This window comes from Pseudomonas sp. GW823-FHT06E10, from assembly GCF_058794995.1.
Map to the genome: position 1 here is coordinate 52541 of NZ_JBXAHJ010000024.1, position 1449 is coordinate 53989.

Consider the following 1449-nt stretch of genomic DNA (forward strand, 5'->3'; position numbering starts at 1 on the left):
TGGTGTCGCCAGTGCAGTGCAGTCGCTGAAGGCGGGCGAGAGTCACAACGAAGTGTTCAGCGTGCAGGTCAGCGATGGTCTCGGTGGCGTCGACACCCAGCTGGTGACTATCACCATCACCGGCAACAACGACGCACCGGTGCTCAGTTTCGCGACCGGCCATGATGCCGGCGCGGTGCAGGAAGACTCCACACTCAGCGTCAGTGGCCAGTTCAGCTCGGCCGACATCGATCACGATGCCACCGCCACTTGGAGTATTGCCGGGTCAAATGCCGGCACCTACGGCTCGATCGCCGTGGACAACAGCGGCCAGTGGACCTACACGCTGACCAATGGCGCCAATGGTGTCGCCAGTGCAGTGCAGTCGCTGAAGGCGGGCGAGAGTCACAACGAAGTGTTCAGCGTGCAGGTCAGCGATGGCCTCGGCGGCGTCGACACCCAACTGGTGACTATCACCGTCACCGGCAGCAATGACGCGCCAGTGCTCAGCTTCGCGACCGGCCATGATGCGGGCGCGGTGCAGGAAGACAGCACGCTCAGCGTCAGCGGCCAGTTCAGCTCGGTCGACATCGACCACGATGCCACCGCCACCTGGAGTATTGCCGGGTCAAATACCGGCACCTATGGCTCGATCGCCGTGAACAACAGCGGCCAGTGGACCTACACCTTGGCCAATGGCACCGATGGTGTCGCCAGTGCGGTGCAGTCACTGAAGGCGGGCGAGAGTCACAACGAAGTGTTCAGCGTGCAGGTCAGCGATGGCCTCGGTGGCGTCGACACCCAGCTGGTGACTATCACCGTCACTGGTAGCAACGACGCCGCCGTGCTGTCCTCGGCCAGCGTTACGCTGAGCGAAACCAATGCTCCGCTGACCACCGGCGGCAGCCTGACCATTAGCGATATCGACAGCCCGGAAAGCTTCCAGGCGCAGTCCAACACCGCCGGCAGCTACGGCCAGTTCTCCATCGGCACCGGCGGTGCCTGGACCTACGTCGCCAGTTCCGCCCACAACGAGTTCGCCGCCGGCACCACCTACACCGACACCTTCGCGGTGAGCAGTGCCGATGGCACCCTCACTTCGGTCACCGTGAATATCCTCGGCACCAATGATGCTGCCGTGCTGTCCGCCGACATCGCCAACCTCACCGAGACCAATGCCGCCGTCGACATCTCCACCAGCGGCACCCTGACCATCAGCGACGTCGACAGCGCCGCGACCTTCGTCGCCCAAACCAACACCGCCGGCAGCTACGGCCAGTTCTCCATCGGTACCGGCGGTGCCTGGACCTACGTCGCCAGCTCCGCCCACAACGAGTTCGCCGCCGGTACCACCTACACCGACACCTTTGCGGTGAGCAGTGCCGACGGCACCCTCACTTCGGTCACCGTGCATATCCTCGGCACCAACGATGCGGCCGTGCTGTCCGCCGACATCGCCAACCTCACCGA

At 64.0% G+C, this 1449-nt stretch carries 1 protein-coding gene; it reads left to right on the forward strand.

The window, feature by feature from the left end; all coding sequences use genetic code 11:
* Positions 1–1449, forward strand: a 1449-nt coding sequence (locus AC1Q6Y_RS27165; RefSeq protein WP_492625545.1) for a VCBS domain-containing protein, incomplete at both ends; no start/stop codon positions are given.